The sequence below is a fragment of the Pseudarthrobacter sp. J47 genome, assembly GCF_049810315.1.
Lineage (GTDB): Bacteria > Actinomycetota > Actinomycetes > Actinomycetales > Micrococcaceae > Arthrobacter.
The window spans coordinates 2,984,934-3,004,402 of sequence record NZ_CP187358.1 but is presented as its reverse complement, the minus strand read 5'-3'; the positions used below and the strand labels follow the sequence as shown (position 1 = coordinate 3,004,402).

26 protein-coding genes are annotated in these 19,469 nt (G+C 62.1%); 25 read left to right on the top strand and 1 reads right to left on the bottom strand.

Features of this window, described 5'->3' with window-relative positions:
* The first annotated feature begins 132 nt into the window (after positions 1–132).
* From ACPJW8_RS13765 to map, 25 genes are all read left to right on the top strand, one after another.
* Positions 133–4,299: a hypothetical protein gene (locus ACPJW8_RS13765; protein ID WP_330187430.1), complete on the top strand. Its 4,167-nt coding sequence runs from the start codon at positions 133–135 to the stop codon at positions 4,297–4,299.
* An 80-nt stretch (positions 4,300–4,379) separates the two neighbouring features.
* Positions 4,380–4,505 (top strand): hypothetical protein, encoded by a 126-nt coding sequence (locus ACPJW8_RS13760; protein ID WP_330187431.1) that lies wholly within the window; start codon positions 4,380–4,382, stop codon positions 4,503–4,505.
* A 366-nt stretch (positions 4,506–4,871) separates the two neighbouring features.
* On the top strand, positions 4,872–5,180 hold the full coding sequence (gene rpsJ, locus ACPJW8_RS13755; protein ID WP_003803825.1) for a 30S ribosomal protein S10: 309 nt from the start codon (positions 4,872–4,874) through the stop codon (positions 5,178–5,180).
* A 17-nt stretch (positions 5,181–5,197) separates the two neighbouring features.
* Positions 5,198–5,848 (top strand): 50S ribosomal protein L3, encoded by a 651-nt coding sequence (gene rplC, locus ACPJW8_RS13750; RefSeq protein WP_330187432.1) that lies wholly within the window; start codon positions 5,198–5,200, stop codon positions 5,846–5,848.
* 4 nt (positions 5,849–5,852) lie between these two features.
* Positions 5,853–6,473: a 50S ribosomal protein L4 gene (gene rplD / locus ACPJW8_RS13745; protein ID WP_330187433.1), complete on the top strand. Its 621-nt coding sequence runs from the start codon at positions 5,853–5,855 to the stop codon at positions 6,471–6,473.
* A complete protein-coding gene (rplW, locus tag ACPJW8_RS13740; protein ID WP_207615000.1) occupies positions 6,470–6,775 on the top strand; it encodes a 50S ribosomal protein L23 in 306 nt (101 codons plus the stop codon). Before rplD ends, rplW begins: the two co-directional genes overlap by 4 nt.
* A 29-nt stretch (positions 6,776–6,804) precedes the next feature.
* Positions 6,805–7,644 carry a 50S ribosomal protein L2 gene (gene rplB, locus ACPJW8_RS13735; RefSeq protein ID WP_330187434.1) on the top strand — a complete coding sequence of 280 codons (840 nt, stop codon included), beginning with the start codon at positions 6,805–6,807 and terminating at the stop codon, positions 7,642–7,644.
* A 12-nt stretch (positions 7,645–7,656) separates the two neighbouring features.
* The gene (gene rpsS, locus ACPJW8_RS13730; protein ID WP_011775591.1) at positions 7,657–7,938 is read left to right on the top strand and encodes a 30S ribosomal protein S19; all 282 of its coding nucleotides are present in this window, start codon (positions 7,657–7,659) and stop codon (positions 7,936–7,938) included.
* Between the two features lie 38 nt (positions 7,939–7,976).
* Positions 7,977–8,342, top strand: coding sequence for a 50S ribosomal protein L22 (rplV, locus tag ACPJW8_RS13725; RefSeq protein WP_009358304.1), 366 nt, complete (start codon positions 7,977–7,979; stop codon positions 8,340–8,342).
* Entirely contained in the window at positions 8,343–9,182 is an 840-nt protein-coding gene (gene rpsC, locus ACPJW8_RS13720; protein ID WP_330187435.1) for a 30S ribosomal protein S3, read from the top strand.
* Entirely contained in the window at positions 9,183–9,599 is a 417-nt protein-coding gene (gene rplP, locus ACPJW8_RS13715) for a 50S ribosomal protein L16 (protein WP_013601829.1), read from the top strand.
* Between the two features lie 2 nt (positions 9,600–9,601).
* A complete protein-coding gene (gene rpmC, locus ACPJW8_RS13710; RefSeq protein ID WP_330187436.1) occupies positions 9,602–9,931 on the top strand; it encodes a 50S ribosomal protein L29 in 330 nt (109 codons plus the stop codon).
* Positions 9,928–10,236: a 30S ribosomal protein S17 gene (gene rpsQ / locus ACPJW8_RS13705; RefSeq protein WP_330187437.1), complete on the top strand. Its 309-nt coding sequence runs from the start codon at positions 9,928–9,930 to the stop codon at positions 10,234–10,236. Before rpmC ends, rpsQ begins: the two co-directional genes overlap by 4 nt.
* A 390-nt stretch (positions 10,237–10,626) precedes the next feature.
* Positions 10,627–10,995 carry a 50S ribosomal protein L14 gene (rplN, locus tag ACPJW8_RS13700; protein WP_024366126.1) on the top strand — a complete coding sequence of 123 codons (369 nt, stop codon included), beginning with the start codon at positions 10,627–10,629 and terminating at the stop codon, positions 10,993–10,995.
* A gap of 3 nt (positions 10,996–10,998) precedes the next feature.
* Positions 10,999–11,358 (top strand): 50S ribosomal protein L24, encoded by a 360-nt coding sequence (rplX, locus tag ACPJW8_RS13695; protein ID WP_330187438.1) that lies wholly within the window; start codon positions 10,999–11,001, stop codon positions 11,356–11,358.
* Positions 11,358–11,939, top strand: coding sequence for a 50S ribosomal protein L5 (gene rplE / locus ACPJW8_RS13690; protein ID WP_330187439.1), 582 nt, complete (start codon positions 11,358–11,360; stop codon positions 11,937–11,939). Before rplX ends, rplE begins: the two co-directional genes overlap by 1 nt.
* A 94-nt stretch (positions 11,940–12,033) precedes the next feature.
* Positions 12,034–12,432, top strand: a complete 399-nt coding sequence (gene rpsH, locus ACPJW8_RS13685; protein WP_015937843.1) for a 30S ribosomal protein S8 — start codon at positions 12,034–12,036, stop codon at positions 12,430–12,432.
* 18 nt (positions 12,433–12,450) lie between these two features.
* Positions 12,451–12,987 (top strand): 50S ribosomal protein L6, encoded by a 537-nt coding sequence (gene rplF / locus ACPJW8_RS13680; RefSeq protein WP_330187440.1) that lies wholly within the window; start codon positions 12,451–12,453, stop codon positions 12,985–12,987.
* 2 nt (positions 12,988–12,989) lie between these two features.
* Positions 12,990–13,373, top strand: coding sequence for a 50S ribosomal protein L18 (gene rplR / locus ACPJW8_RS13675; protein ID WP_330187441.1), 384 nt, complete (start codon positions 12,990–12,992; stop codon positions 13,371–13,373).
* On the top strand, positions 13,370–14,092 hold the full coding sequence (rpsE, locus tag ACPJW8_RS13670; protein WP_425256349.1) for a 30S ribosomal protein S5: 723 nt from the start codon (positions 13,370–13,372) through the stop codon (positions 14,090–14,092). The genes rplR and rpsE overlap by 4 nt, the downstream gene beginning before the upstream one ends.
* 3 nt (positions 14,093–14,095) lie before the next feature.
* On the top strand, positions 14,096–14,302 hold the full coding sequence (rpmD, locus tag ACPJW8_RS13665; RefSeq protein ID WP_330187443.1) for a 50S ribosomal protein L30: 207 nt from the start codon (positions 14,096–14,098) through the stop codon (positions 14,300–14,302).
* Positions 14,303–14,797 (top strand): 50S ribosomal protein L15, encoded by a 495-nt coding sequence (gene rplO, locus ACPJW8_RS13660; protein WP_330187444.1) that lies wholly within the window; start codon positions 14,303–14,305, stop codon positions 14,795–14,797.
* A 207-nt stretch (positions 14,798–15,004) separates the two neighbouring features.
* A complete protein-coding gene (secY, locus tag ACPJW8_RS13655; protein ID WP_330187445.1) occupies positions 15,005–16,315 on the top strand; it encodes a preprotein translocase subunit SecY in 1,311 nt (436 codons plus the stop codon).
* A gap of 5 nt (positions 16,316–16,320) precedes the next feature.
* Positions 16,321–16,890, top strand: a complete 570-nt coding sequence (locus ACPJW8_RS13650; protein ID WP_330187490.1) for an adenylate kinase — start codon at positions 16,321–16,323, stop codon at positions 16,888–16,890.
* A gap of 69 nt (positions 16,891–16,959) precedes the next feature.
* Positions 16,960–17,787 carry a type I methionyl aminopeptidase gene (gene map, locus ACPJW8_RS13645; RefSeq protein ID WP_330187446.1) on the top strand — a complete coding sequence of 276 codons (828 nt, stop codon included), beginning with the start codon at positions 16,960–16,962 and terminating at the stop codon, positions 17,785–17,787.
* Positions 17,788–18,022: 235 nt separating this feature from the next.
* Here map and ACPJW8_RS13640 read toward each other — a convergent pair whose 3' ends face one another.
* Positions 18,023–19,369, bottom strand: coding sequence for an ABC transporter substrate-binding protein (locus tag ACPJW8_RS13640; protein ID WP_330187447.1), 1,347 nt, complete (start codon positions 19,367–19,369; stop codon positions 18,023–18,025).
* Between the last annotated feature and the right edge of the window lie 100 nt (positions 19,370–19,469).

The following is a 19,469-nucleotide window of genomic DNA, read 5'->3' as shown; positions in this document are numbered from 1 at the left end:
TATCCACAAACAACCCCGCTGCACACGCAGCGGGGTTGTTTTTTGGTATATTTAGTCCAATCGCTGGAATAAATCTGTGTCCGGAGTGGATTCAGTCCAGTCCACCCCGATTCCATACCGGAAGGCTACGCCGTGAACGATCCGTCCTATGAGGCCGGCTACCGTGCAGGACACCTGCAGGGCTGGGTCGATGCCATGGCGAAGGTTGAGCAGGAACGCCCGACGCCGGCTGTACAACCCAGTGCGCAGGTGCCGGTTCCGGCTGTGGTGGGGGAGCCGGGCCTACCTGCCAAGCCGCCCCTGATGCCGGTGGCGGCCGCGGCTGTACGGCCGGAAGCCTCATCGGAGGTTCCCCTGGCTGCCCTGCTGGCGGCGCAGCGGGAAGCTGCCGGTCCGGCAACGGCACGTTCCGCGGCGCAGGTTTCCAGGCCCGCAGCGCAGCCTGCTCCGGTTGCCAAGCCCGCTGCGCCGCGTCCTGCTCCGGCTGCTGCTTCCTCGCCCGTTGGGCCTCATGAAACACCGTCCGCCCGCAAGGCCCGCCGCGACCGTCAGAACATCAACATCAGTTTGTATGTTGCAAGCCTCCTGCTGGTGGCTGCGGCCGCACTGTTCATTGGCACCTCCCTGCCGCCGGCTCTGCGTTTCGCGGGCATCTGCCTTGTGACAATCGCCTTCTACGGCGCGGGAATGGTCCTCCACTCCCGCGCTCCCAGGCTGCGGCCGGCAGCCATCGCGTTTGCGGGAACAGGGCTCGCCCTGGTGCCGATTGTCGGCCTGGCAATGTACAACTTCGCCCTGCTCAGCGGACCGCTCGCCTGGTTCCTGACCTCAACCCTGGGCATCGTGGCCTATATGGCGGCCGCCATCAGGTTGAACAGCCGTGTACTGGTGTTCCTGTCGCTGACGTTCCTGGTTTCCACCACCGTCTCAGGCGTCTGGGTCCTGGGCGGGGCCTTGATATGGCACTTCACCGTTTTGATCGGCCTGGCGCTGGCGCTGACAGCAGTTTCGCTGGCGCGCCCGGGCTGGGTTCCGCCGTTGTTCCTGAAGCCTTTTAAAGAGGTACACCCCTTCCTGGTGCCCGCCGTCGCCGGAGCAGCTACCGTTTCACCACAGCTGGGCCTGGAGGGCCATGCGCAGGTTATGGGCATGGCAACGGCTTACTTCCTGACAACGGCAATAGCGGATGCCGGCCACCGGAGGGCATATTTCCGTGGCGCGCGTATCACCATGGTTTTGGGGGGAGCCAGCCTGGGCTGGCACCTCGGCGATGCGTTGTCGGGCGGATTCCTGGGGGCATCCATAATGCTCGCCGGCCAAGCCATCTTCCTGGCTGCGAACCAGGCAAATCTCCATCGATGGATGCCGGTCCCGGCACGGGCCACGCCAGCCGCACCGGATCAGCCTCGCGGTGCCGCCACATCAGGATGGCGCGTGCCCGCCGGTGTGACATTCGCGCTCCAGTTGATGTTCACGTTTGCCTTCGGAATTTCGGACTTTGTCTCGGACTTGTTCGCCCTGCAGGGTACGGAAGGAATTTCCACAGCTGTCCCGGTGGTGCTTTCCATGGCCACCGCCATGGTCCTTGGCACCATGCTTCGGGGCCGGGCGGAATGGCTCCCGGTTGCCGCCCTTCTCACCGCACTCCTGATGTGGTGGTTTGTGGACCGCTGGCTGGTGGCAGGTCTGTTTGTGGCGGCCGTTGCCTACGCAGGGATCCGTGCACTCTTCCTGTCCGGCCGGCAACGGGGTTGGATGTTCCTCGCCGGGCGGGGTGCTGCCACTCTTGCAGTACCGTTCCTGGTCCTGGCTGTTGAAGGACCGCATGGGCAGGGCGCGGTTCACGCCCTGCTGGCCCTGGTTTTGGCAGGCGTGTGCCAACAACTGATAACTGTGATCATGACCGTGGCCAAAGTGCACGCCCCGGCACCGGTCAGTACCCTTGGGGCCTCCACCGTGGTCGGCTTGATTGCCTTTTTGTCCGTCTGGGCGCAGGACACCAGCCACGGTCATGTCCTGAGCGCTGTTGCCGGGCTGTCCCTAGTGGCCAGCACCCTTCTGGCCTCCCTGGTGTTCCTGGACCGACCGTCCGCCACCCCCGAACCGGGGCCCATTATTGGCATCGGCAGGTTGCAGTTTCCGGAGATTCTGCCGGCAGTGACGGCCTGTGCTGTCATCCCGGCATTGTTCGCCCGTGTAGGGATGGGGGAGGGCAACACAGCAATTGCTTTGGTCCTGGTCTATCTTGTGGCGTGTTCTGTGAAAGTCAGCCAGCCTGGCCGGCGGGCGGCCTACCGGTTGCTATCCCGTGCCGCCGGCTGCGTGCTGGCCGTGTCCCTTTTCCTGCAGTGGAATGACGCCAGTGGGCCGCTGATGGTTGGTGGCACAGAAGTCAGCACTGCCGCCCTCGTGGTTCTGGTTTTGGCCCTGCAGGCAGCGTTCCCGTTGGGTGCTGCGCTACGGAACAGGGCACCGTCCTGGGTCACCATCGATGTTGCTGCCGGCCTTGCAGTCCAGCTCGGTGCAACCTCAGCCGTTGTGTTAACCCAGTCAAGCCAAATCCAGCTGGCAGTCGTCACCGGCATTATGGCCGCCAGTGCGGCGGCCGCCGGATACGTACTGCGCAACCGGACCGGCGCGGCATGGGTGGCGCCGGCGGTTTTCGTCGTTCTTATCCTCACTTTGCAGGGACACCTGGCAGGCACCGAGATCGTCCTGGCCGTCTTCGCCGCCTACAGCGTGGTGATGGTGGTTGAGGCCCCTGGCCGCACTGCAAAGGGCATCTATTTTGTGGCGGCCCGATTGCTCACGGCAGCACTCGCCGTGGTGCTCAGCTACGACGTTGCAGCGTCCGCTGCGGTGGTGACGCTCACCCTGGCCATCGTCCTCGCAGCCCAGCACGCCCTCCGCTGGTTTATGCGCCGCCGGTTGGCGGACGTGCCGTTTCAGCAGGCGGCAGTGTGGATCACGCTGGTCGGCCAGGCCCTGCTGCCCCTGGGATACCTCCTGCAGCCCTTTGGTGTGGACACCCTGGAGGCAGACGGTGGCCGCTGGGTCCTGTTCTTCGTCCTGGGCCTGCTTGTTGTTTCGGCGGTCGTGGCCCGGAAATTGTATGCGGCGAACGGCTCTCTCTACTTCGCGCTGTATGGGGCCCTGTTTGCAGTACTGATGCTTGGCCCAATAAAGCTCCCGGCGGGATCGGGCGCATTCCTGGGCGCCGAACTGATGTCCGGCAAAGCAGTGGCCAATGTGCTCCTCGTGCTGGCCCTGACCGGGACTGCTGTGGGTGTGCTGCGACGTCACCGCAATACGTCCGCGGGGGCCGAGCACTGGCTTTGGGCGGCCGGCGCTATGGCGTTCGCCGTAACTGGATTTACGGTGGCGTGGGCGCACTCGGCGGAACCGTTGAGGGATCTGCAGACCGGCACCGCCCTCCTTGTTGTGTCAGTAGTCCTGGCGGCAGTGGGCCGGGTGGAATCCGTGCACCGCGCCTACGTCCCGGCAGCGTTGCTGGTTCTGCCCGCCGCAGCCATGATCGCAGGGGGCGCCGCCAATGCTGCAGGCCTGGACATGGAAGGCCACTGGCACGCGTACTTCCCGTGGCTGGCGGGCGTGGTCCCCGCTGCGGCGTTGATGTATCTGGCGAGGCTCCTGGCCGGTCGCCGGTTAGCCGGGCAGGCCACGGCATCGTTGAGCCTGGTGTCGGCAGCCGTTGCAGGAACTGCGTCAGCGGCAGCGGCTGGCCTGCTGGCAGACGGCACTTCCTGGGCAGGCGTTGTGCTGGTCGTTGCCACGGCGCTCATGGCGGTTCTCGAGACGCCCCCGGCTGGCCGGCGGATCGTTGTGGAGCTGGGTGCGCTGGCTGTCACCGCCTCGGTCCAACGGGCCGCGCTAGTGTCCTTGTCAGAACCGGCGCCCCTGCCTGATCCCTTCTGGCTCGTGCAGTGGTATGTGGCGCTGGCAGCACTACTTGGCGCACTCCGGTTCATCAGTGGGCACGGGACGGCCGGACGGCTACTTCTCGGTGCCGGTGCCGCACTGCTGACCCTCAGCGGCATCCTGGTGCTCTTTGGCGGCAGCGGACCAAAGCAGCTGTGGATCCTGGTTGCCATGGCACTGCTGCTGATAGGCGGAATCCTGGTGGGGGAGCGGATCCTTGTGTGGTGGGGCGCCATCGGCGTCGCATTGTGCGTGGTGTGGGCGATGCGGGAGTACACGTTCGCGCTCCTGGCGCTGGTCGCCGTCGTGCTCATAGCCTTTGCCGTGTGGCAGCTGAACCGCACCAGACCCGGGAACTGAAGGGCCGACGTCGGGCTGCAGGCTGATCCAAATCCGTCCGGGCATGCTGCTAGTCTGGAATTCGACGAAGGGAGCTCACCATGGGCTGGCTCATTTTCCTGCTGGTGGCGGTGGCCGTTGTGGCCGGTGTCTTCTGGGTACGCAAGCACTTCAGTCGTGAAATCGATCGCGCCAAGCGCATCAACCGGGCAAACCGGAACCAGTAGGCGCGTCCTCCTGCACGTCCCGTACCACGGGATTAGCTTCTGCCGATAATATCCGGCATACTAGATGAGTTGTTCAAGCGCTTCTTCGCGTCCCGATCCGGATAATGCCGGGTGCCAGGGTCCAGGTTGAAGACCAAACATAACCCAAACCCCTTGGAATGCGGATTTGTATGCGTGAAAATCGCGACACGCCCGACCGCGGGGGTCGGTTACGCCGGCAGGTTGAGGAACCCGGAACAGTCCGGATTCAGCTTGTGCGGCGGGTGGTAGTCCAGACTTCAAATGCTTCGGCAGCCACATGCAACATGCAAGTAAACAGGGCAGCCCTATTCAAGGGAAGCAAAGACTGAAAGAGAGTCAGGCGACATGGCGGGACAAAAAATCCGCATCCGGCTGAAGTCATATGACCACGAGGTCATTGATGTTTCAGCGCGGAAGATCGTTGAGACGGTCACGCGCGCAGGCGCAACGGTAGTTGGCCCCGTGCCGCTTCCGACGGAGAAGAACGTGTACTGCGTTATCCGCTCTCCGCACAAGTACAAGGACAGCCGCGAGCACTTTGAAATGCGCACGCACAAGCGTCTTATCGACATCATCGATCCCACGCCCAAGGCCGTCGACTCGCTCATGCGTCTCGACCTGCCGGCCGACGTGAACATCGAAATCAAGCTGTAGGGAGGTGCTGAGAGACTATGACCGCAACCCGTAACGTAAAGGGCCTGCTGGGCACGAAGCTCGGCATGACCCAGGTCTGGGACGAGAACAACAAGCTCATCCCCGTCACTGTGGTCCAGGCAGATTCGAACGTCATCACCCAGCTGCGCAACGCAGAGGTAGATGGCTACGTCGCTGTTCAGATCGGCTACGGCCAGATCGATCCCCGCAAGGTCACCAAGCCGCTGGCTGGTCACTTTGAAAAGGCAGGCGTCACGCCTCGCCGTCACGTCGTCGAGATCCGTACCGCAGATGCTGCAGAGTACGCGCTTGGCCAGGAGCTCTCCGTTGAGGTCTTCGAAGCCGGACAGAAGATCGACGTCATTGGCACCTCAAAGGGTAAGGGCTTCGCCGGTGTTATGAAGCGTCACGGCTTCCACGGCGTTGGAGCTTCCCACGGTGCCCACAAGAACCACCGTAAGCCCGGTTCCATCGGTGGCGCATCCACCCCGAGCCGCGTCTTCAAGGGCATGAAAATGGCCGGCCGCATGGGCGCCGTTCGTCACACCACCATGAACCTCACGGTTCACGCGGTTGACGTCGAGAAGTCGCTGCTCCTTATCAAGGGTGCCGTTCCCGGCGCCCGCGGCCAGGTCGTCCTCGTACGCACTGCCGTGAAGGGAGCCTAGTTCAATGGCTAACACTGTCAAGGTTGACCTGCCTGCAGAGATCTTCGACGTACAGACCAACGTGCCGCTGCTGCACCAGGTCGTCGTTGCACAGCTCGCTGCTGCTCGCCAGGGTACCCACAAGACCAAGACCCGCGCTGAAGTTTCCGGTGCAGGCCGCAAGCCGTTCAAGCAGAAGGGCACCGGCCGCGCCCGTCAGGGTTCAATCCGTGCTCCTCACATGACCGGTGGTGGCATCGTCCACGGCCCGACTCCCCGTGACTACAGCCAGCGGACCCCCAAGAAGATGATTGCTGCTGCACTGCGCGGCGCACTCTCTGACCGTGCCCGTAACGGCCGTATCCACGTTGTTGCTGACCTGGTTGCCGGCACCAAGCCGTCCTCCAAGGAAGCACTGGCTACCCTGCGCGGCGTTTCCGAGCGCAAGAACCTGCTGGTCGTCATCGAGCGCTCCAACGATGTTGCCGCACTGTCCGTGCGCAACCTCGAGTCCGTTCACGTTCTGTACGTAGATCAGCTGAACACCTACGACGTACTCGTGTCCGATGACGTCGTCTTCACCAAGGCTGCTTACGAGGCATTCGTTGCCGCAAAGGCAGCAAACACTGAGGAGGATGCCAAGTGAGTGCAGCCACCATCAAAGATCCTCGCGACGTCGTGCTTGCACCCGTCGTTTCGGAAAAGAGCTACGGCCTGATCGATGAGGGCAAGTACACCTTCCTGGTGGACCCCCGCTCGAACAAGACCGAGATCAAGCTGGCCGTGGAGAAGATTTTCTCCGTCAAGGTCGAATCGATCAACACCATCAACCGTGCCGGTAAGCGCAAGCGGACCAAATTCGGATGGGGCCAGCGCAAGAGCACCAAGCGTGCGATTGTCTCCCTCAAAGAAGGCACTATCGACATCTTCGGCGGTCCGCTCGCGTAGCGGAGACCACTTTAACGAGGAAATAAATTATGGGAATCCGTAAATACAAGCCGACTACACCGGGCCGTCGTGGCTCGAGCGTAGCGGACTTCACTGAAATCACGCGGTCGACGCCGGAAAAGTCGTTGGTACGTCCCCTCCCGAAAAAGGGTGGCCGTAACAACTCCGGTAAGATCACGACCCGTCACAAGGGTGGTGGACACAAGCGCCAGTACCGTCTGATCGACTTCCGTCGCCACGACAAGGACGGCGTCAACGCCCGCGTTGCCGAAATCGAGTACGATCCGAACCGCACGGCTCGCATCGCCCTCCTGCACTACGTTGATGGCACCAAGCGTTACATCATCGCCCCGAACAAGCTCTCCCAGGGCGACTTCGTTGAAGCCGGCGCCAATGCCGACATCAAGCCGGGCAACAACCTGCCGCTGCGCAACATCCCCGTGGGTACTGTTATCCACGCTGTTGAGCTGCGTCCGGGTGGCGGCGCCAAGATGGCCCGCTCCGCAGGTGCTTCTGTTCAGCTCGTCGCCAAGGAAGGCCGTTTCGCCCAGCTGCGTCTGCCCTCCGGCGAAATCCGCAACGTTGACGTGCGCTGCCGCGCAACCGTCGGCGAGGTCGGCAACGCCGAGCAGTCGAACATCAACTGGGGCAAGGCCGGCCGTATGCGCTGGAAGGGTGTCCGTCCGACGGTCCGTGGTGTAGCCATGAACCCGGTCGACCACCCGCACGGTGGTGGCGAGGGCAAGACGTCCGGTGGACGTAACCCCGTCAACCCCAACGGTAAGCGCGAAGGCCGCACCCGCCGTCCCAACAAAGAGAGCGACAAGCTTATTGTGCGTCGCCGTCGTACTGGCAAGAACAAGCGATAGGAGCCTGGACACATGCCACGCAGCCTGAAAAAAGGTCCTTTCGTTGACCAGCACCTCTTTGTAAAGGTCGCACGGGAAAACGATAAGGGCACCAAGAACGTCATTAAGACCTGGTCCCGCCGTTCGATGATCATCCCCGACATGCTCGGGCACACGATCGCCGTACACGACGGACGCAAGCACATCCCGGTGTTTGTCACTGAGTCGATGGTCGGGCACAAGCTCGGCGAATTCGCTCCCACGCGGACATTCCGCGGCCATGTCAAGGACGACCGTAAGGGCAAGCGCCGCTAGGCGCCTGCACTTACGTCAAAGACGAGAGAAGGAAAGCAATGGAAGCCAAGGCAATTGCGCGTCACATCCGCGTAACGCCTATGAAGGCCCGGCGCGTCGTCAACCTTGTTCGTGGATTGCAAGCGAATGAGGCTCTGGCAATTCTGAAGTTTGCCCCCCAGGCAGCTTCGGAGCCGGTATTCAAGGTAGTTCAGTCGGCAATCTCCAACGCCCGGGTCCTCGCGGACCGCGACGGCGTGGCGTTTGACGAAGGTGACCTCATCATCAGCGAAGCGTTTGTTGATGAAGGCCCGACCATGAAGCGGTTCCAGCCGCGTGCCCAGGGTCGTGCATTTCAGATCAAGAAGCGCACCAGCCACATCACCGTGGTAGTCGCTACCCCGGAGAAAGAGGAGGCTCGCTAAGTGGGACAGAAAGTAAACCCGCACGGGTTCCGACTCGGCATTACCACCGATCACGTATCGCACTGGTTCGCTGACAGCACCAAGTCCGGTCAGCGGTACAAGGACTTCGTTCGCGAAGACATCCGTATCCGCCAGCTCATGTCCACGGGCATGGAGCGCGCCGGTATCGCCAAGGTCGAAATCGAGCGCACCCGTGACCGTGTCCGCGTGGACATCCACACGGCACGCCCGGGTATCGTCATCGGCCGCCGTGGAGCAGAAGCAGACCGCATCCGCGGCGAGCTCGAAAAGCTCACCGGCAAGCAGGTCCAGCTGAACATCCTCGAGGTCAAGAACCCCGAGATGGAAGCACAGCTTGTTGCCCAGGGCGTTGCTGAGCAGCTCACTTCCCGCGTGGCTTTCCGCCGTGCGATGAAGAAGGCCATGCAGTCCGCACAGCGTGCAGGTGCCAAGGGCATCCGTATCGCCTGCTCCGGTCGACTGGGTGGCGCTGAAATGTCCCGCTCGGAGTTCTACCGCGAAGGCCGTGTGCCCCTGCACACCCTCCGCGCGAACATCGACTACGGCTTCTACGAAGCCAAGACCACCTTCGGCCGCATCGGCGTGAAGGTCTGGATCTACAAGGGTGACGTCACGGCGAAGCAGCTGGCCCAGCAGGCCGCTTCTGCTCCGTCCCGTGGCCGTGGACCCAGCGATCGTCCGGGCCGCCCGGGCGGCGCTGACCGCGGTGACCGTCGTCGTCGCAACGACCGTCCGGCAGCAGAGGCAGCTCCGGCTGCCGAGGCTCCGGCAGCTGAGGCAGCCGCTGCGCCGGCGGCTGTAGAAGGAGGACAGGCTTAAATGCTTATCCCACGTCGAGTCAAGCACCGTAAGCAGCACCACCCGGGTCGTTCCGGCGCTGCTACGGGCGGCACCAAGGTCTCCTTCGGTGAGTACGGCATCCAGGCCCTGAGCCCGGCATACGTCACGAACCGTCAGATCGAGTCTGCCCGTATTGCGATGACCCGCCACATCAAGCGTGGCGGCAAGGTCTGGATCAACATTTACCCGGACCGTCCGCTGACCAAGAAGCCCGCCGAAACCCGCATGGGTTCCGGTAAGGGTTCACCGGAATGGTGGGTCGCGAACGTCAAGCCGGGCCGGGTTCTCTTTGAGATCTCCGGCGTCGAGGAATCGGTAGCTCGCGAGGCCCTGCGCCTGGCAATCCACAAGCTCCCGTTGAAGGCACGCATTCTGCGTCGCGAAGGTGGTGAATAGAAATGGCAGTAGGGTCCAAGGATCTGGCTCCCGCACAGCTGGACGGTTTCGATAACGAGCGTCTGGTCGAGGAGCTCCGCAAGTCCAAGGAAGAGCTGTTCAACCTGCGTTTCCAGTCAGCCACCGGTCAGCTGGAGAACCACGGTCGTCTGCGCGCGGTAAAGAAGGACATCGCACGTATCTACACCGTTCTCCGCGAACGCGAACTGGGCATTCGTGCCGAGGTTGCCGCACCGGTTGTGGAAGCCAAGGAAGAAAAGAAGTCCAAGAAGGCTGCAACCAAGAAGGCCGAGCCGGCTGAAACGGTTGAAACCGAGGAGGATGCCAAGTGAGTGAAAAGGACGAGAACGTGACGGAAACTGTTTCCGCAGCAGCCGAGGCTGTTGAGCGCGGTTACCGTAAGACGAAGCGCGGTTACGTGGTCTCGGACAAGATGGAAAAGACCATCGTTGTCCAGGTTGAAGACCGCGTAAAGCACGCCCTTTACGGCAAGGTCATCCGCCGCAACACCAAGATCAAGGCTCACGACGAAGAGAACACCGCCGGCATCGGCGACCTCGTTCTCCTCGCCGAGACCCGCCCGCTGTCCGCTACCAAGCGGTGGCGTCTGGTAGAGATCCTCGAAAAGGCCAAGTAGGTCTTTTCAGCGAAACCCCCGTTCCCGTCAGGGTGCGGGGGTTTCCGCGTTAAAGGCAATCACCGGGTGCTCAACCCCCCGGTGATCGAGCCTGTCGAGATCCTGGTGTGGTATGGGGGACCGGCTCAACTGTGCTAGGATATTGAGTTTGTATGGCGCCTTCTGTGCGCCGTCATCAACCTCGTAAACAATCGTGCCACGGCATAATGCCCCCTTGCCCCCCGATCCGTACGGATCCAGGCTGGGGTGCACATGTTTTTGGCACGGGCGTTTAGGCCTGGTCTGGCAAAATCCAGGCAGGTCAAGAGACACCCCGATCAACCGTTCCGCAAGGCTCATTCCGTAGGAAGATTTTCGGTCTGAGAACCGGCGCGACGCAAGGAGTAAATAGTGATTCAGCAGGAGTCGCGACTCAAGGTCGCCGACAACACGGGTGCTAAGGAAATCCTTACCATTCGCGTTCTCGGTGGATCTGGCCGTCGCTACGCAGGCATCGGTGACGTTATCGTCGCCACCGTCAAGGATGCAATCCCGGGCGGCAACGTAAAGAAGGGCGACGTCGTCAAGGCTGTCATCGTCCGTACCAAGAAGGAACGCCGCCGTGCGGATGGTTCCTACATCAAGTTTGACGAGAACGCAGCTGTGATCCTGAAGGCTGACGGTGACCCCCGCGGTACCCGTATCTTCGGACCGGTTGGTCGTGAACTTCGTGACAAGAAGTTCATGAAGATCGTTTCTCTGGCTCCGGAGGTGCTTTAGTCCATGGCTAAGATCAAGAAGGGTGACCTCGTTCAGGTCATCACTGGCGCCAAGGCTGAGCGCGGCGGCGACCGCGGCAAGCAGGGCAAGGTCCTGCGTGTATTCCCGGACACCAACCGTGTGTTGGTAGAGGGCATCAACCGCGTCACCAAGCACACCAAGGTCGGTCAGTCGCAGCGCGGCACCAAGACCGGTGGCATCGAAGTTGTCGAAGCTCCGATCCACATCTCCAACGTGGCTCTGGTAGACCCGTCCACCAAGAAGCCCACCCGCGTAGGTTTCCGCATCGACACCGTTGAGCGCAATGGCGTGAAGCGTGAAGTGCGTATCCGCGTGGCCAAGAGCTCAGGGAAGGACATCTAATGACTGAGACTCTCGAGACTCCGGCAGCGAAGATTGTTCCTCGTCTGAAGACCAAGTACGCAGACTCCATCAAGGACACCCTCCGCGAAGAGTTCAAGTACGAAAACGTCAACCAGGTTCCCCGCCTGGTGAAGGTCGTTGTGAACATGGGTGTTGGAGATGCCGCTAAGGACTCCAAGCTGATCGAGGGCGCTGTCCGCGACCTCACCCTGATCACCGGCCAGAAGCCGCAGGTAACCAAGGCCCGCAAGTCGATCGCACAGTTCAAGCTGCGCGAAGGCATGCCCATCGGTGCACACGCTACCCTGCGTGGCGACCGCATGTGGGAATTCCTGGACCGCCTGGTCACCCTGGCTCTGCCGCGTATCCGCGACTTCCGCGGCCTCAGCAGCCGCCAGTTCGACGGTAACGGCAACTACACCTTCGGTCTGACCGAGCAGGTTATGTTCCACGAAATCGACCAGGATTCCATCGACCGCGTCCGCGGTATGGACATCACGGTTGTTACCACTGCCAAGACCGATGACGAAGGCCGCGCGCTGCTTAAGGCGCTTGGTTTCCCGTTCAAGGCCGAAGACTAATCAACTACGTAAAAGGTCCGGCGGACCGGCTCCACGCAGGATTCCTGCAGAAGCCAGCCCGCGGAAACCGTTATGAGGAAGGGCAAGAGCCCACATGACAATGACTGATCCAGTCGCAGACATGCTTACGCGTCTGCGCAATGCAAACTCGGCATACCACGATTCCGTGTCCATGCCGTACAGCAAGCTCAAGGCACGCGTTGCTGACATCCTGAAAGCAGAAGGCTTCATCGCCGGCTGGAAGGAAGAAGACGCCGAGGTTGGCAAGAAGCTGACTCTCGACCTGAAGTTTGGTCCGAACCGCGAGCGTTCCATCGCTGGCGTCCGCCGCATCTCCAAGCCGGGTCTGCGCGTTTACGCGAAGTCCACCAACCTGCCGCACGTGCTGGGTGGCCTGGGTATCGCAATCCTGTCCACCTCTTCCGGCCTGTTGACTGACAAGCAAGCCGGCAAGAAGGGCGTGGGCGGCGAAGTCCTCGCCTACGTCTGGTAACGGGAAAGGAAGAGAATAATGTCACGTATTGGACGTCTCCCCATCACCGTTCCTGCCGGCGTTGAGGTCAAGGTTGACGGCTCTGTCGTCAGCGTCAAGGGTGCCAAGGGCGAGCTGAACCACACTGTGGCCAGCCCGATCGAGGTCACTCTGGAAGCAGAAACCCTGACTGTCGCCCGCCCGAACGACGAGCGCGCCTCCCGTTCACTCCACGGCCTGACCCGCACCCTGATCTCCAACATGATCGAGGGCGTAACCAAGGGCTACGAGAAGAAGCTTGAAATCGTTGGTACCGGTTACCGCGTTCAGGCCAAGGGATCAGACCTTGAGTTCGCTCTCGGCTACAGCCACCCGGTCAGCGTCACCGCCCCGGACGGCATCACCTTTGCAGTTGAGTCCCCGACCAAGCTCTCTGTTGCAGGTATCAACAAGCAGCAGGTCGGCGAGGTTGCTGCCAATATTCGCAAGCTGCGTAAGCCTGACCCGTACAAGGGCAAGGGCATTCGCTACGCCGGCGAAGTCATCCGCCGCAAGGTCGGAAAGGCTGGTAAGTAACCATGGCCATCGCAATTAACAAGAAGCGTACGAACAAGAGCAAGGCTGCTGGTCGCAGCCGTCGCCAGCTTCGTATCCGCAAGCGCATCTCCGGTACGCCTGCACGCCCCCGTCTGGTTGTAAACCGTTCGGCCCGCCACGTATTTGTCCAGGTTGTCGATGACACCATTGGCCAGACCGTAGCGAGCGCTTCCACCCTGGAAGCGGACCTGCGTGCATTCGACGGCGACAAGACCGCCAAGGCCAAGCGCGTTGGTGAACTGGTTGCCGAGCGTGCGAAGGCTGCCGGTGTTGAAGCCGTAGTCTTCGACCGTGGTGGCAACAAGTACCACGGCCGGATCGCCGCCGTCGCTGACGGTGCACGTGAAGGTGGGCTGTCGCTGTGACGGAAGCAAACAAGGAAAAGGACACTGTGTCTGCAGATCAGAAGGCCCCTGAAGCCGCTGAAGCTACTGCCCCCGCAGCTGCTGCCGACGATCGCCGTGGCGGCGCCCGTCGTGGTGGCGAGCGTGGCGGCGAACGTGGTGGACGCGACGGCGGCCGTGGTGGCCGTGGTGGCCGCGACGGCGGTCGCGAAGCCGAGAAGAGCCAGTTCGTAGAGCGCGTTGTTACCATCAACCGCGTTTCCAAGGTCGTCAAGGGTGGTCGTCGCTTCAGCTTCACCGCACTGGTCGTCGTTGGTGACGGTAACGGTATGGTCGGCGTCGGCTACGGCAAGGCCAAGGAAGTTCCCGCCGCAATCGCGAAGGGCGTTGAAGAGGCCAAGAAGTCCTTCTTCCGCGTTCCCCGCGTTGGCAGCACCATCCCGCACCGCGTGCAGGGTGAAGCTGCTGCAGGCGTCGTAATGCTGCGTCCGGCTTCCGCCGGTACCGGTGTTATCGCCGGCGGTCCCGTGCGTGCGGTACTGGAATGCGTGGGCATCCACGACATCCTGTCCAAGTCGCTCGGTTCTTCCAACGCCATCAACATCGTTCACGCGACCGTTGATGCCCTGAAGCGCCTCGAAGAGCCGGCAGCCGTGGCAGCACGCCGTGGCCTGCCGCTGGACGAGATCGCTCCTCCGGCTCTGGTTAAGGCACTGATGAACCAGAAGGTAGGTGCCTAGCTCATGGCTAAGAACCTGATTCCCTCCGACGCACAGTTGGAGATCACTCAGATCAAGTCCGCCATTGGCGGCAAGCTGAACCAGCGCGAAACCCTGCGGTCCCTCGGCCTGAAGCGGATCGGCCACACTGTGGTCCGTACCGCCGATGCCGTGACCGTTGGCATGCTCAACACGGTTCCGCACCTGGTAAAGGTAGAGGAGGCGAAGTAAATGGCAGAGAAGAACACCGCCGAAAAGGCACAGGGCGCCGCTGCTGAGAAGCAGAACGCACTGAAGGTTCACCACCTGCGTCCCGCCCCGGGTGCCAAGACCGCCAAGACCCGTGTTGGTCGTGGTGAAGGTTCCAAGGGTAAGACCGCTGGTCGCGGTACCAAGGGTACGAAGGCCCGCTACCAGATCAAGGCTGGCTTTGCCGGCGGCCAGCTGCCGCTGCACATGCGCCTGCCGAAGCTGCGCGGCTTCAAGAACCCGTTCCGGGTTGAGTTCCAGGTTGTAAACCTGGACAAGCTCAACGAGCTGTTCCCGGAAGGCGGCGACGTCACCGTGGAGAGCCTGGTTGCAAAGGGTGCAGTTCGCAAGAACCAGCCCGTCAAGGTGCTGGGCACCGGCGACATCACCGTCAAGGTGAACGTCACGGTTGACGCATTCTCGGCCAGCGCGGTCGAAAAGATTGCAGCAGCAGGCGGAACCACCACCGCTCTCTAGGGAAACCTGCAGAACGGCGTTGCTTTTGCACGTTGCAAACTCCCGGTGTACGGGGCTTCGGCCCTGTACACCGGGAGTTTTTCTTAACCCACACCCGGGCTATGGTGCCCTACGATTGTTCGCATCCCGTATGGACCCGTTAGACTCGGTTTCTGGGATTCTTTGATACCCACATCACCCCACTCTCTTAAAAACTCAGGAGGACGCTTGCTTAGCGCATTTGGCCGGGCCTTTCGCACGCCTGATCTGCGACGCAAGTTGTTGTTCACGCTGGGAATTATCACGATCTTCCGCTTGGGTGCGTTTATCCCCTCGCCGGGCGTGGACTACCAGAATGTCCAGCAATGTTTGCAGGCAGGTCAGACAGCCGGTGGGCTGTACCAGCTGGTCAACCTGTTCAGCGGCGGCGCGCTGCTGCAGGTCTCGGTCTTCGCCCTGGGAATCATGCCGTACATCACGGCCAGCATCATCGTCCAGCTGCTGCGGGTGGTCATTCCCCGCTTCCAGGAGCTCTATGAGGAAGGTGCCGCGGGACAGTCAAAGCTGACTCAGTACACGCGGTACCTGACCATCGCCCTGGGCCTCCTGAACGCCACAACCCTTGTGTCACTGGCCCGCTCCGGCCAGCTGCTTCCGGGTTGTGCGCTGCCGATCATCCCTGATACCAGCATCATCACCACCATCCTGATCATCATCACCCTGACGGCCGGCACCGGCCTGATCATGTGGATGGGTGAGCTTGTGACGGAAAAGGGCGTCGGCAACGGCATGTCCCTGTTGATCTTCACCTCGATCGCAGCATCCTTCCCCACTTCCCTCGGCGCCATCTGGTCCTCGCAGGGTCCGGGCACCTTCTTTATGGTCCTGGTGATCGGCCTGGTCACCGTTGCACTGGTGGTCTTCGTGGAGCAGTCCCAGCGCCGTATCCCGGTCCAGTACGCCAAGCGCATGGTGGGGCGGCGGACGGTTGGCGGCACCAGCACGTACATCCCGATCAAGGTGAACATGGCCGGCGTCGTGCCCGTCATCTTTGCCTCCTCGATGCTGTACCTGCCGGGCCTGATCGCACAGTTCAACACCCCCACCAACGGTGACCCGATTCCGGGCTGGGTTGAATGGATCAGCAACAACCTGGTCCTTGGCGACCAGCCGATCTACATGGCGCTGTACTTCGCCATGATCGTTTTCTTCACCTACTTCTACGTCGCGATCACCTTCAACCCTGAAGAAGTCTCGAACAACATGAAGAAGTACGGCGGCTTCATTCCCGGTATCCGTGCGGGCAAGCCGACGGCGGACTACCTCCAGTACGTGCTTGCCAGGATCACCCTCCCCGGCGCCCTTTACCTGGGCTTCGTGGCGTTGATTCCGCTTGTGGCACTCGTGCTGATCAATGCCAACCAGAACTTCCCGTTCGGAGGCACCTCGATCCTGATCATGGTGGGTGTTGGCTTGGAAACGGTAAAGCAGATTGACGCTCAGCTTCAGCAGCGTCATTACGAAGGGCTATTGCGATGACCAAAATGTTGATTATTGGACCTCCCGGTTCCGGTAAGGGAACCCAGGCCGAACGGATCTCCGAACGCCTCGGCGTCGTGGCGATCTCCACGGGCGATATTTTCCGTGCCAACGTCAAGGGCGAAACCCCGCTGGGCATTGAGGCCAAGAAGTACATGGACGCCGGCGATTTCGTTCCGGACAGCGTCACCAACAAGATGGTCCGTGACCGCCTGAACGAAGCCGACGTCGAAGACGGCTTCCTGCTGGACGGCTACCCGCGCACCACTGCCCAGGTTGATTACCTTGACGGCATCCTTGCCGAAAGCCAGGACTCCCTGGACGTTGTCCTGCAGCTCACTGCTGACGACGAGGAACTCGTGACCCGCCTTCTGGGCCGCGCCAAGGAAACGGGCCGCAGCGATGACAATGAAGCCGTCATTCGTCACCGGCTGGATCTCTACCACGAGCAGACCGAAGCCGTTGTGGCCAAGTATGCCGAACGCGGCATCCTGACCCGCGTTGATGGCATCGGCGGCATCGACGAAGTCACCGACCGCGTTATGCAGGCCATCAAAGAGGCCCAGACCGCCTAAATTTGGCGTAGGACTGACAAGGCTCCTCCCGGAATCCGGGAGGAGCCTTAGTCATTGAAAGGAAGCACCATGGCATTTGGCCAGCCCCGCATTGAATACAAGAACAACCAGCAGATGCGCACCATGCATGAGGCCGGACTGGTCCTCAGCCGCGCTCTCGATGCCGCTGTGGCTGCTGCCGTGCCCGGTGTGACCACCAAGCACCTGGACGATGTCTTCGCGGCCGTCCTGAGCGAGTCGGGCGCCAAGTCCAACTTCCTGGGCTACCACGGCTTCCCGGCCACCATCTGCACCTCCGTCAACGACGAGGTGGTGCACGGCATCCCCGGCGGTCGCCAGCTCGAGGACGGGGACATCATTTCCATCGACGGCGGCGCAATCGTCAACGGCTGGCACTCCGATTCTGCCCGGACCGTCATTGTGGGAACCGCCGACCCTGATGACCAGCGGCTCTCCGACGTCACCGAACAGGCCATGTGGCACGGTATCGCCGCCCTGGCCAAGGGCAAGTTCGTGGGGGACATCGGCGCCGCGATCGATGACTACGTGTCCTCTGTGCCCGGCAAGAAGCTTGGCATCCTGGAGGATTACGTCGGGCACGGCATCGGCTCCGAGATGCACATGGCTCCAGACGTGCTGAACTACCGCACCAGCCACCGCGGACCGAAGATCCGGCCGGGCCTGTGCCTGGCCATCGAGCCCATGCTGGTCCGGGGCAGCATCGAGACCGCCGTGCTGGACGACGACTGGACGGTGGTCACCACTGACGGTTCACGTTCCTGCCAGTGGGAGCATTCCGTGGCCGTCCATGAGGCCGGTATCTGGGTACTTTCTGCGCCCGACGGCGGTGCGTCGCGGCTGGTCCCGCTCGGCGTCACGCCCGTCCCCATCCCGTAAGGAGCAGGCAGCCGCCCGGTGATCGAGCGCCCGGTGATCGAGCTTGTCGAGATCGGGTTTCGACTAGCTCAACCACCGGGGTTTCGACTAGCTCAACCACCGGGGTTTCGACGCGCTCAACCACCGGGGTTTCGCTCCCCAACCGCCCCCTAACCTCGCAAGCTCGGCCAGGGAACCCTGCGGCCGTGGCCCCAAGCTCAACCACCGGGGACAGGCTCAACCACCGGGGGTCGGGCTATGCCTTCAGCTTGGGCTTGACGTCCTTGGCGTAGATGCCTTCAAGCGTTGCCTTGAGCTCCGTCATGGTGGCCTTGACGTCGGCCTCCTGGGTCAGGATCTTCGCGGCCGCCTTGGCCATCTCCTGGTCCGCTCCGGGCAGGAACGCGCGGGCGTTGTCCTGCACACGGGTTACTTCGAGCTGGTCCATGGCGATCTTGATCTGTGGCGTTTTGGCGAGCACTGAAGTCATGTCCGCGGAGACCCGGGTGGGCATATAGCCGGTTGCTGCCGAGAATGCAGCGGTGTTCTCCGGTTCAGTGACGAACTGTAGGAACATGGCCGCTGCGAGCTGCTCCTCCGGGCTTACGCCGCTGGGGATGCCCAAGCCGGCGCCGCCCGTGGGGCAGACACCGGTGGTTTCCTTGGTTCCACCGGGCAGGAAGCCAACGCCCACGTTGAACGTTGCCGCCTTGAGGATGCCGATCAGGGACCCGGTGGACGACAACGTCGCCGAGGCCAGGCCGGCCGCGAAGTCGTCGGCAGATTCCTTCGAGGAAACGCCTGCCCAGGCGTCCTTGTACACCGAGTCCTGTGCGGCCTGGAGTGCCGCTACCGAGGCGTCCGAATCACAGGTGATGTTCCAGTCCTTGGACCAGGACCCACCCTCGCCCCACAGGTTGTTCTGCAGGGTCCAGCCCGCGTAGCCGGCAAGCGCCGGGTGCATAAATGCGAACTGCGCGCCCGAAGCTGCCTTCAGCTTGGGAGCCCACTCGGCGAATTCCTGCCAGGTGGCCGGCGCACGGTCGGGGAGCCCGGCCGCAGCGAAGTGGTCCTTGTTGTAGTAGAACAGCGGGGTGGAGCGGCCGTAGGGGAGTGCCCACTGCTTGCCGTCGTACTGGTAGTCCTCCACCAGCGAGGTGCGGAAGTCATCCAGTTGGATGTCCAGCTGCTTCACCAGGGAGTCCAGCGGGATGATGCTTTCGTTCAGGTAGTAGCGGAACCACCAGACGTCCGAGAGGACCACGAGCGCCGGCAGGCCTGACTTGGCGGCCTGGGCGGTTTGGAACTTCTGGGCAATCTCCTCGTAGTTGGCACCTGCCGTCACCAGGTTCACCTTGATGTCCGGGTACTTGGCCTCGAACTTGGCGATGGTTGCCTTCTCCACCTCCTGGGATTTGCCCGGGTGGTTGGACCAGAAATCGATAGACGCCGCCGGCTTGATGCCGCTGAAGTCCAGGGCTGCGGCTTCGGCGGTGCCGCTGGTGCCTCCTGTTGCGGGTCCGCCGCACGCGGTCAGCGCAGCTGTGCCCGCTCCGGCTGCTGCAAGGGAGAGAAACAGCCTTCGGTCAAGATTCAAAGCCATGGTGGTGCCTTTCGATTGATGCGGATGCGGTTGGTGGAGAAGCAATGGTGTGGAGATTCGACGGCGGGGGAGTGCAGGATGGTGGCCGGCGGGCACCGGA

What these genes read in the sequence shown, in the direction of transcription:
- rplC (WP_330187432.1), top strand. Translation starts at nt 5,198, where the DNA reads ATGACCGCAACCCGTAACGTAAAGGGCCTGCTGGGCACGAAGCTCGGC.
- map (WP_330187446.1), top strand. Translation starts at nt 16,960, where the DNA reads ATGGCATTTGGCCAGCCCCGCATTGAATACAAGAACAACCAGCAGATG.
- rplB (WP_330187434.1), top strand. Translation starts at nt 6,805, where the DNA reads ATGGGAATCCGTAAATACAAGCCGACTACACCGGGCCGTCGTGGCTCG.
- rplD (WP_330187433.1), top strand. Translation starts at nt 5,853, where the DNA reads ATGGCTAACACTGTCAAGGTTGACCTGCCTGCAGAGATCTTCGACGTA.
- rpmC (WP_330187436.1), top strand. Translation starts at nt 9,602, where the DNA reads ATGGCAGTAGGGTCCAAGGATCTGGCTCCCGCACAGCTGGACGGTTTC.
- rpmD (WP_330187443.1), top strand. Translation starts at nt 14,096, where the DNA reads ATGGCTAAGAACCTGATTCCCTCCGACGCACAGTTGGAGATCACTCAG.
- ACPJW8_RS13760 (WP_330187431.1), top strand. Translation starts at nt 4,380, where the DNA reads ATGGGCTGGCTCATTTTCCTGCTGGTGGCGGTGGCCGTTGTGGCCGGT.
- rplF (WP_330187440.1), top strand. Translation starts at nt 12,451, where the DNA reads ATGTCACGTATTGGACGTCTCCCCATCACCGTTCCTGCCGGCGTTGAG.
- rpsJ (WP_003803825.1), top strand. Translation starts at nt 4,872, where the DNA reads ATGGCGGGACAAAAAATCCGCATCCGGCTGAAGTCATATGACCACGAG.
- rpsS (WP_011775591.1), top strand. Translation starts at nt 7,657, where the DNA reads ATGCCACGCAGCCTGAAAAAAGGTCCTTTCGTTGACCAGCACCTCTTT.
- rpsH (WP_015937843.1), top strand. Translation starts at nt 12,034, where the DNA reads ATGACAATGACTGATCCAGTCGCAGACATGCTTACGCGTCTGCGCAAT.
- rplP (WP_013601829.1), top strand. Translation starts at nt 9,183, where the DNA reads ATGCTTATCCCACGTCGAGTCAAGCACCGTAAGCAGCACCACCCGGGT.
- rplX (WP_330187438.1), top strand. Translation starts at nt 10,999, where the DNA reads ATGGCTAAGATCAAGAAGGGTGACCTCGTTCAGGTCATCACTGGCGCC.
- rplV (WP_009358304.1), top strand. Translation starts at nt 7,977, where the DNA reads ATGGAAGCCAAGGCAATTGCGCGTCACATCCGCGTAACGCCTATGAAG.
- ACPJW8_RS13650 (WP_330187490.1), top strand. Translation starts at nt 16,321, where the DNA reads ATGTTGATTATTGGACCTCCCGGTTCCGGTAAGGGAACCCAGGCCGAA.
- rplE (WP_330187439.1), top strand. Translation starts at nt 11,358, where the DNA reads ATGACTGAGACTCTCGAGACTCCGGCAGCGAAGATTGTTCCTCGTCTG.
- rplO (WP_330187444.1), top strand. Translation starts at nt 14,303, where the DNA reads ATGGCAGAGAAGAACACCGCCGAAAAGGCACAGGGCGCCGCTGCTGAG.
- ACPJW8_RS13640 (WP_330187447.1), bottom strand. Translation starts at nt 19,369, where the DNA reads ATGGCTTTGAATCTTGACCGAAGGCTGTTTCTCTCCCTTGCAGCAGCC.
- rplR (WP_330187441.1), top strand. Translation starts at nt 12,990, where the DNA reads ATGGCCATCGCAATTAACAAGAAGCGTACGAACAAGAGCAAGGCTGCT.